This is a genomic window from Acinetobacter sp. IK31, from assembly GCF_035615195.1.
Taxonomy (GTDB): Bacteria; Pseudomonadota; Gammaproteobacteria; order Pseudomonadales; family Moraxellaceae; genus Acinetobacter; species Acinetobacter calcoaceticus_C.
Map to the genome: position 1 here is coordinate 451,103 of NZ_JANBOB010000030.1, position 9,751 is coordinate 460,853.

6 protein-coding genes are annotated in these 9,751 nt (G+C 39.2%); 2 read left to right on the top strand and 4 right to left on the bottom strand.

Going from position 1 to position 9,751, the window contains the following annotated elements; all coding sequences use genetic code 11:
* Window positions 1-112 precede the first annotated feature (112 nt).
* Window positions 113-550, top strand: coding sequence for a universal stress protein (locus tag MSG66_RS15565; protein WP_324654540.1), 438 nt, complete (start codon window positions 113-115; stop codon window positions 548-550).
* Window positions 551-621: 71 nt separating this feature from the next.
* Here MSG66_RS15565 and MSG66_RS15570 read toward each other — a convergent pair whose 3' ends face one another.
* Window positions 622-951, bottom strand: coding sequence for an MGMT family protein (locus tag MSG66_RS15570; protein WP_324654552.1), 330 nt, complete (start codon window positions 949-951; stop codon window positions 622-624).
* An 81-nt stretch (window positions 952-1,032) separates the two neighbouring features.
* On the opposite strand from MSG66_RS15570, the gene MSG66_RS15575 reads away from it, so the two are divergent.
* On the top strand, window positions 1,033-1,752 hold the full coding sequence (locus MSG66_RS15575) for a metalloprotease (RefSeq protein WP_324654541.1): 720 nt from the start codon (window positions 1,033-1,035) through the stop codon (window positions 1,750-1,752).
* Window positions 1,753-1,758: 6 nt separating this feature from the next.
* Here the strand turns inward: MSG66_RS15575 and MSG66_RS15580 are convergent, their stop codons facing one another.
* The 3 genes from MSG66_RS15580 to MSG66_RS15590 all read right to left on the bottom strand — a co-directional run.
* Window positions 1,759-3,489, bottom strand: a complete 1,731-nt coding sequence (locus tag MSG66_RS15580) for a CapA family protein (RefSeq protein WP_324654542.1) — start codon at window positions 3,487-3,489, stop codon at window positions 1,759-1,761.
* Window positions 3,486-5,141: a poly alpha-glucosyltransferase gene (locus MSG66_RS15585; RefSeq protein ID WP_324654543.1), complete on the bottom strand. Its 1,656-nt coding sequence runs from the start codon at window positions 5,139-5,141 to the stop codon at window positions 3,486-3,488. Before MSG66_RS15585 ends, MSG66_RS15580 begins: the two co-directional genes overlap by 4 nt.
* Window positions 5,142-5,284: 143 nt before the next feature.
* A partial coding sequence (locus MSG66_RS15590; RefSeq protein ID WP_324654544.1) for a BapA/Bap/LapF family large adhesin occupies window positions 5,285-9,751 on the bottom strand: 4,467 nt, incomplete at its 5' end.

Consider the following 9,751-nt stretch of genomic DNA (forward strand, 5'->3'; position numbering starts at 1 on the left):
TATAAAATTGAATGTTATAAAACACAAATGATTACGTGCTTGAATTTAAATCATCAAAAAATAAGTATAAAGTATTGAATAAATAAGCATCATTAGAATAAGGAAAACACTCATGTTATATCAACATATTCTTGTACCAATTGACGGTTCTGAAACTTCAATGATCGCCATGAAAGAGGCGATCAAACTGGGAAAAGCGCTAAATAGCAAAATTACCGTAGTGCAAGTTATGGCTCTTGACCCATATATTGCCGATGCCTACGTAAAAACTGGGCAAACTAACGAATTAATTGAACGCACAAGAACTTATTTACTCGACATTTTAGAACAAGCAAAACAAAAATTTGCTAATGAAGGCATTACTGTCGAAGCCAAACTACTTGAAGGTTTTGTCGTACATGAAGAAATTATTCAGGCTGCTCAAGACTTAAAGGCAGATCTGATTGTTATGGGTTCACATGGTCGTACTGGTGTCCGAAAACTGGTGCTGGGTAGCGTTGCACAAAAAGTCTTAGGCGAAAGTCATATTCCTGTTTTGATTGTTCGATAATTTCCATATTGCCTATCTTGTTGATCTTAATAATTTAGGCATTATTTTTAATCAACAACCTTTAAGTCAATTTAAGGCTGCCAAGCAAATTGCTTTAAATTGACTTTACTATTTAATAAGTAAACTCCTTCAGCTTCTAGCTTTAATTGTTGAACATTTTCACCCTTTTCATTAAATTTGCTTAGGCTAATTTTGCCTTGAGAATTAATAACCCGATACCAAGGGACTTGATGATCTGCTTCAAGATGCTTAAGGACATAGCCGACTAATCTGACATGTTTAGGTAAACCTGCCATACGAGCGACTTGCCCATAAGTTGCAACTTTTCCGTAAGGAATCAAAGCAATGACTTCTAAAATCTGCCGATGTAGTTCATACTGAGTTGTCAAAATGGACTCCATAAAAATTGACATTCTTCATATCATATAAAAAAATTTGACTAAAATTAAATGTATTCCAAGGTAGGTTTGAGGGAGATCTGCATGAAAAAAGCCATACTGGTAGTCACTGGAACTTTACTATGTATTTCTTGTACTACTCGCCCCCCTATTCTTCCTTCAGGGGAAATACCTAAGGTAGCTACAGATGGCCGTCCTATCGTTCCAGTCACTTTCGTTTTTACCACCGATTCTCCAGAAGCTACAAAGTTTGATAATTACCAACAAATGCGGAAAGAAATTAGAATATTAAATAAATATTATGTAGATGATAAAAATAATAAGATTTTTAAGTTCAAATTAAACCGTTATATCCCATATGAACAGTTCATTCAGTTACGATGTGACCTTAAGCAGCAGATTAATCAGCCCTATCCTATTTCCCTCGAAACAATTCCTGCAAGTGTAAATACCTGCTTTCCTAAACGGACTGCCAGCAAGGAAGTCATCGTTTTCATTTATGATGCCTATTCGACCAAATGGAAATTTGCAGATGTAACGAGTAGAGCTTTTCGCAACAATGGTGAACCCTTTGTTTTGTTAGACTGGAACCGCCTAAATTATAATATTCAGGCTGGTAGCGTACATGAAATGGGACATGTGTTTGGACTAAAACATGTTTGTGCGCCGAATGCTACAAAACGTACGCCAACAAATATTATGGCAAGTGCTGAATGTAAACGTGGTAGCGGTGGGCTTAGGAATTTAGGTTTTACACCTGTGCAACTTCAAACAATTTTATCGAATTATCAAAGTTATCCTTAAAATATTTTAAAAACCAAGCTCTACATAAAAACCTAATTTATCTTGAGCCAAACTATAATTTTCATGGGCAAGTAATGAAGTCATATAACTGCTGGCCTTTGAAAAATCTTCCTCATTGACTGGATATGGCTGCCAAAATGTTTTCAAATTATTGGTATAGATCGGATATAAACTAAGGCGATCTTTTGACAAATCTAGCCGTGCTATACATCCATATGGTAGAGCATTGTGCTCTGCATACTCACCGTTACTATTAAAAACTGCATTGCCAATACCAAATACTACAGGCTTTTGATGAATGAATTGAACGGGCTGAACAGTGTGAGCACCATGACCAATCACAAGGTCAGCCCCAGCTTGGGTCAAAATATTGGCGAGTTTACTTTGTTCTTTTGTAATCGGCTTAAAATCCATGCCCCAATGACAAATAACGATGACTTTATGGTGAGAATTAGCCAACTTATAACGGCTTATTTGTTCAAGCAAAACTCCATTTAGACAAGCCACCCCACTCTTATCGCCTAAGGCATAAAAATCATAATCTAGATACGCTGTATCTCTGTGCCAATAGCCATTAAAAATAGCATAATGCTTGTTATTAAACGTAATTTCAAAGTAACTATGGGCATCTTTTTGGTTCAATCCTGCGCCAATATAAGAAATTTTGGCCTGATCAAATTGTTGTAATGTATAAGCTAATCCGCGATCCCCATAATCTTTTAGATGATTATTGGCCAGCACAACATGATTAAGGTGAATATTCTTAAACTCTGCTAATGTTTTTTCAGCTTCAGCTTTAAGAATAAATGGCTTTTTACGCACTAATGGTGATTGATCTTCTAAAGAAAATACTGCTTCAAAGTTAGCAATATTTAAGTCACTTTCACATAAAAAGGCTTTTATTTTTTCGAATGAATGGCTGTATCCATATTGTTGTAGAGCATCTCTTTGGCCCTTAGATTTACGTTTTTCTGTATAGAACTCCCCAAAGTAAGTATCTCCCAAAATGTTGATCATGCCACTTTGAATAGAGCAAACTTTAGCTTTTACGTTCTGCTCTTGAAAGCAGTGGTAGTAAGGAACCAAATGTTCAATTCGATGAATATCATCTAAAAATGAAAAGAAACCGATGGTCTGGTTTTCTTCAAAGAACGTCAGATAAATTGTTCTAAATGAATTAGAAAGATATAAGACCGTTACGACTGACTGAGCCATTAATGGCGTCTGGGGAAGATAAGGCTTTCCTTTAAAAATAAGCTCTTTAGTAAAGAAAACTTTTCTGATTTCAGCTGGATAGGTATAAATATTTTTGACTAATAAAAACAAATGTTTTAGCTGATTTTGGATACCTTCATTTTTTATGGTTAAGTTATAGATAGCAGCTCTTTCAGACAAAATTAAAGTTGCTTGTCCAGTTGTACCAAAAAGCATATTACTTAAAGCATTTTTTACATCTGCTGCTTGGGTAAAAATTAAGAACTGTAATAGCTCAGTAAAGGTGTAATGTTCAGAGGGTTTTAAGCCCAGAGTTTGCTGACCTATGTGCTCAAGTATTTGGTCAGGCACAACATACACATCTTGAGCCTGTATATTTTTTTGCTGAAATTGCTCTAATGCATAGTCGATAAGTAATAGCGTTGAAATATCATCATCAAATTCGAATTGCCATAAAGTTTCATCAAAACTTGTAGTATCGACATGTGCTAATAATTTGATCTCAACGGGTTGATACTTCATGGCTCATCACCCTTGTAATCTTTAACGTAGGCGATGTAACCCGACAAGTTATGTTCTTGGTCATCAATCCGCACTCGAAAACGGTCATGTCGAATATAAAATGTATGTAAAATTTTATCTGGCCGCGCCATATACATAGCCATTTCTGGATAGAAAAATCCTGTGGTTTGAAAATCAGCTCTAAACTCAATTAGCTTTTGAAGCTCAGGCATATAAGCTTGCTCAAAAAGCGCTGTACGCCCCTGCTCTTTTAAACGGCTCACCATTTTATAAGCAGCCATTAACATCTCTAACAAAGTTGCATATGTCGTTTTTCGATTTCGAATAAAAATAAAATGTTTTAAATAATTATTTAAACCAAAAATAAAATATTTATCTTCAGGACATATTTTAGTGAGTTCATTGGTACAGTAACTTAACCAATGATCATGATATTTCTCATATCTATTTTTAATAAAATATTCAAACATTAACTTAACCGTTTCTAATAATCTAGAATCTTGGTTAATTTGGTATAAACGTAATAAAGCTAAAGCAGCTTCACCGTCATAATAAATAATCCTGAATTTTTCTTTTAAATCATAATCTGGATAATTTAATACATGATTCGTTGATCCATTTGAATCTACTAGCGTTAAAATACCTTTTGCGAGTTTCTCTGCATATTTTTGATAATCAGTTTTTTGGGTAATTTCTTGATATTTTGTTAGCATTAAAATAGCTGCCGCATTAGCACCCAGTTTAATTTCCAACTCCCCTTCTTTTCCATCAATCATAAAAGCGGTTGATGAATCTTTTTCTTTATAAAAGTTGGTCAGTGCATAGTGAATCGCGGCATGAATTTTAGGCCAATATTCAGGCTTATTTTGCACCTCAAATGTTTCTAGTAAGGCATACGCCGAGGTACAATGACGTACCGTATTGTAGTTACGAATGTCCCGATCATAGGCAGAAAAATAGCCATAAATAAATTTGCCATTTTCTTGAATCTGGTCATGTAGAAATGCAGAGTTTTGCTCAATTAACTGCTTAAAATGCTGTTTCTTATTGTTTGAAATTCCTCTAATACCATTTACATCATAGCGACTCGCTAAATTAATGAATTGACCATTTTCATAAAATGCTCCGTAGGTATCAAAAGTCCAAATGTCTTGCAACTCTTGTAGTTTAATCTGCGGTTTTGTAGCGTTATATTTTTGCTTAACTGCATAATTCAGATTGGTTTCATCAAAGAAGTTCGGCTTGTCGTAGCTCAAGCCTCGAATAATTGCTTTTCCATAGATCTCTTGTTCAAGAAAAGCCACCGAACAGTGTTCATCAAAGCCAATGCCTTTACGGTAATGGTTGTTGTGAAATTGATGGTGGACCTGTTGTTCTACTTCTTTCCACACCTGTTGCATTAAATTATATGTGATATCGATTTTTATATAATCAGCGAGTGGTGCCTGTGCAAATTGGTCATTAATAAAATCTAATAATTGTTTTTTAGCCTGCTCTAAATTGGTTTTCTCACTGTGCCATACGCTACATCTTTGGTCTTTGGGGCCATAAGATAAAAATAAAATAATATCCTGTTTAAGACTCGGAACGTGCTGAACAACTTGTTCTAACCAAAGGTTAAGTTGTCTTTGGAAATTTAAAAATGCCGTCACTCGAATTCAGTCCCTAATTGTTTGTTGTTCTATAAAGCGCTAATCAAGCATCATATCATGCCCCTTCTAAAAGCAAAGTTAACGTATTGTTTAAACATAAAAAAAGAGCCCGAAGGCCCTTTTTCTATAAGTCGATTGTCAGATTAGAAAATGATTTGACCATTGTTGATCAAGTCATTCAATGTGACTGGGCCTGTGAGGTTAGTCAATTGAAGCAATGGTGTTTCAGTATAAGTACCTTCTAATACTAGTCCACCATCACGGTCTACGCTGATTGTGGCAGTTTGCGTACCAGCATCGTAGCTTACTGACACATATTGACCGATTGTTAAGTTAGATTGAGAACCAATTAACAAGTTACTCAAGTCAATCTTATCAGCCTGATCATCAGTTGTAGTATCCCCTACATGGAAGTCACTCCATATATCTACACCACCACCTGTTGTGTTACCACCAGTTGCGTTAGTGACACTCGCAGCTGTTAATGTGTTGTAGATCAAGGTATCCGAGCCGTTACCAAGAGCAAATGTGTCATTTGCCGCAGTGCTTACTGCAAGGCTATTCAACTCTTGACTCAAGTTAATTGTCAATGAAGAAGGATATTCAGTACCATCAATCACCGAAACTAATTTGTAATCAATCACATCAACTGTCGCATTAGCAGCACTGTCTAATGGTTTGTAGAAGTAAGAACCATCATTGTATAGATACAATGTGCCTTCACCAGTATTCACTCCTTGACCAGCAGCTAGCTCATATGTGCCAGTTGTTGAGTTCATTACATAGAGTTGAGTACCTTCTACGACATCATTAGTAAGTACGTTGCCAGTAATCCAGTCTGTTTGTCCATCTGGTGTGTATTGGTCTAGATGTGTAGTTGTTGTATTCACTACAGAATCTAGAGTTACAGCACCTAGAGAAATCAGACTTGATAAGCTAAATACAACTCGATAAGTACCCTCTGTTAAATGAGGTACATCTGCCGAGAATGCCGGAGCACCGAGTACACCTGCCAATGCAGTTGCAGAACCAGAATATGCTGTATTTACCCATGTTCCACCAACCAACTGCTGAATTGTATATCCAGTCGTTGGAAGTGCTGACAAGCTTAACGATGCAGTATAGTTCAACTGTACATGTACATCACTTACTGTATTTGCAGCTACTGTAAACTCACTAGAAGTTACTGTACTGCTCAATACTGGTAATGGTGGGAAGCCAGCAAGGTTACCGATGGTTACGTTACCACTCGCAACATCTACAAGTGGATCTTCCACTGGTGCCATACTGATCGTTGCATCATCTGTATCAGCTGTTACAGCAGGTGTTGGAAGTGTAGCGTCTGCCGAAGGATCCGCTGTGTTCCAGGTTACATCAACATCTGGTGAACCAACTTGAACATGTAATGTCGCGGTATCTGTTCTACCAGTCGCTGGATCTGTCACTGTATAAGTGAAGCTATCCACTTTACCTACATTCGCCATATTTGCAGTTGCCTGATAACTATAAGTACCATCTGCACCAATAGTCAGAGTTCCGTATGCACCAACAATCGTTGCTGGAGTACCTGCTACAACCGCAGACGTATTACCATTTTCAGCTGTAACTGTAGTTACTACTGAAGTAGTCGTAATGTAGTCTGGTACATAGTTTGTACCGTAAACAGCAGAATTATCATCAGCAAGTACGTTACCAATCACAGGATCAACAACCAGTACAGGAGGCTGAGTAATATCACCATGATTTAGTGTGATATCCGCAGTAACACTACCTAGAGCTGTTAGAAGTGTGTTGCTTTCCATGAACAATTCATAAGTACCGGCACTTAAGTTATCAATCTTGAATTGAACTTCAGAACCAAAGATACCTAACAAATCAATCACGCCAGTATCAGAACTATCAGCAACTACAGTACGCGTGCCATCTGGATTTAATCGTGTTAATACCACATGTAAACCATCAACAACCGTTGCAACCGAACCAAAGTTCACTGCAATAATGGCATCAGTAAGGTTACCTGGGTCAACTGTAAATGTGGCAGTACCTTCTTTAGAACCGATAACAATTCCACCTACACCGAGTAACCAGTTATAGCTGATCGCATTATCAAGTACCTCAGTTGTTACTGGGTACACCATGTCTATTTCAGCCGAAGCAACGTTATCCATTGCATCTACTGGAAGCGGACTAGTAATTACAGCTGGTTGAGATGGATCTGCATCGTTCCAAGTCATATCTACACTGTCACTGTCAAGGCGGACATAAAGTGTTGCCTCAGAAGTGTTACCTGTTACTGGATCAAGCAAGGTGTAGGTAAATTGATCTACCTGACCAAGGTTTGCCCCATTTACAGTTGGTGTATATGTATAGTTACCATCTTGATCGATCACCAAGGTACCGTAAGTACCGACAATTGTTGCACCAGTAGCTGGATCAACAGCAACACCGTTAACTTGAGAGATCACAGCACTGCTGCTTGCCGCATCAACTTCACCAGTGAGGCTTGCATCTTTGATGACATTACCAGAGATCGGTTCAACAGAGTAACCAGCCACGATGTATGGATTATAGACATCCATCGTACCAGTTAATGTTCCGCCTAAGCCTATGCCTAGCAAACCTTCATATCCGATAAATGCACGGTACTGACCAGCATCCAATCCTTCAAGCACGGCTGTTGGTGTACCACCGATGAGTGATAGATCGATAAGCGAAGCTTCTGGATTAGTTCCGCCAATCGATACCCATTGCCCTGTTGCTTCATCAAACTTCTGAACAACAATCGCATAATCACTGAGTAAATCGGCAGTGATTATCGCATCGAATGTGAACGTTGCTGTACCTTCACGGTTTGGATCAACAGTAAATTCAATTGCCTCGTTACCAAGCAATTGTAAATCCAGACCAGCCAACGATACGGCTGCAAGATAAGATGCATCTCCAAGAGCTACATCATCTGCAACAAGCAATGGCTCTGGGTTAATTTCTGCCGTTACTACATTGTCTACCGCTTTCACAGAGCTCAATTGAATATTGAGATTTGCTTGAGCAGTATCACCAGTTAGAGGATCAGTTAATGTGTAGACAAACAAATCTGTTTGACCAACTCCAGCGGAATCTAAGTTAGGTGTGTAAGTGTATGTACCGTCTGGATCAATTACCAAAGTACCATACAACCCGTTGATCACTGTATCTACCGCTGTAACAGGCTGACCATTTACCGCTGTAACTACAGTCGTAGGAGTTACGATGTCTATTTCACCACCGGTATTAATATCAGTAATAACATTACCATCGGCAACTTCGGTGTAGTATCCGCCTACTTGTGTCGTATCATAGACATCCATTGTCCCTGTTAAGGTACCAAGTAAACCGATGCCTAGAAGACCGTTGTAAGTCATGAATGCACGGTATTGACCTTCTTCTAGACCCTCAAGAACCACACCAGGAGTTGAGCCTAGTAAAGTAAGATCAAGGATATCAGCTTCACCACCGCCATAGACCGAAGTCCATTCGCCTGTTGCGGTGTCAAATTTCTGAACAACTAGCGAGTAGTCAGATAGTGCATCTACACCAATTAAGGCACTGTAGGTAAAGGTCGCATTGCCTTCTTGACCAGCACCCACTGTAAAATCAATTGCTTCAGAACCAAGCTGTAAATCAAGTCCAGCAAGTGAAACCAAGGCTAGGTAAGTTTCGCTACCTAAAGAGGCATCATCTTGTACAAGCAATGGTTGAGGAGCAAGTACGGCTGTATCAGTGTTATCAAAGGCAACAATAGAACTTGCAAGAGTATAAGTTTGTGTATCTTGAAGAGTACTACTGTTTCCAGCGAGGTCTGTGAAGGTAGCCGTAGCATCAACTGTTAAGTCTGTATCCACTGCAAGGCCACTACCTGCTACGTCAACGGTCCAAGTACCTGCTGCTGTATCTACTGTCGCAACGTATTCAACACCATTTACAGTTACCACAACACCTGTTGTGACCGCATCCGCAGGTATGTTGGTCAACGTACCCGTTAAGGTCACAGTTCCGCCAGCTTCGGTGGCATCTAGGATGTTATCAGCAGTAACTGGGTCAATTGCTAACACTGTTGTAGTGATATCTGGTGGAGTAACATCGAGTGTTACTGTCACGTCTGCATCTGCAACATCTACGTTACCTTGCGCATCTACAGCCTCAGCGTGAATCACAATCTGACCAGTCACAGGATCTGCCGCTGTTGCCGCAAGAGTTGCTGTGATAAAGCCATTTGTAAGGTCAGCTGCAGTCACGGTGTAGTTGGTACCGTTAACATTGACCACTGTGCCATCGATTGCATCTGGTCCCAATGCCACTTGTGCATTGAAGCTGCCATCTGTGCCTAGCTCGTCTGCATTTAAGATACCGTCGCCATTTAAGTCTTCAGGGATCGTGATCGCGCCGATCAGGTCTGCAGGTAAGGTATCAACCGTTACTGTCACGTCTGCATCTGCAACATCGACGTTACCTTGTGGATCAACTGCTTCTGCATGGATCGCGACTGGGCCTTCGCCTGTCACAGCAATCGCTGCGGTGATGAAGCCGTTGGTCAGGTCAGCTGCTGTCACGGTGTAGCTAGTGCCGTTAAC

Bases quoted from the DNA above. Each gene is read 5' to 3' on its own strand.
- MSG66_RS15565 (WP_324654540.1), top strand. From the start codon at position 113: ATGTTATATCAACATATTCTTGTACCAATTGACGGTTCTGAAACTTCA.
- MSG66_RS15570 (WP_324654552.1), bottom strand. From the start codon at position 951: ATGGAGTCCATTTTGACAACTCAGTATGAACTACATCGGCAGATTTTA.
- MSG66_RS15575 (WP_324654541.1), top strand. From the start codon at position 1,033: ATGAAAAAAGCCATACTGGTAGTCACTGGAACTTTACTATGTATTTCT.
- MSG66_RS15580 (WP_324654542.1), bottom strand. From the start codon at position 3,489: ATGAAGTATCAACCCGTTGAGATCAAATTATTAGCACATGTCGATACT.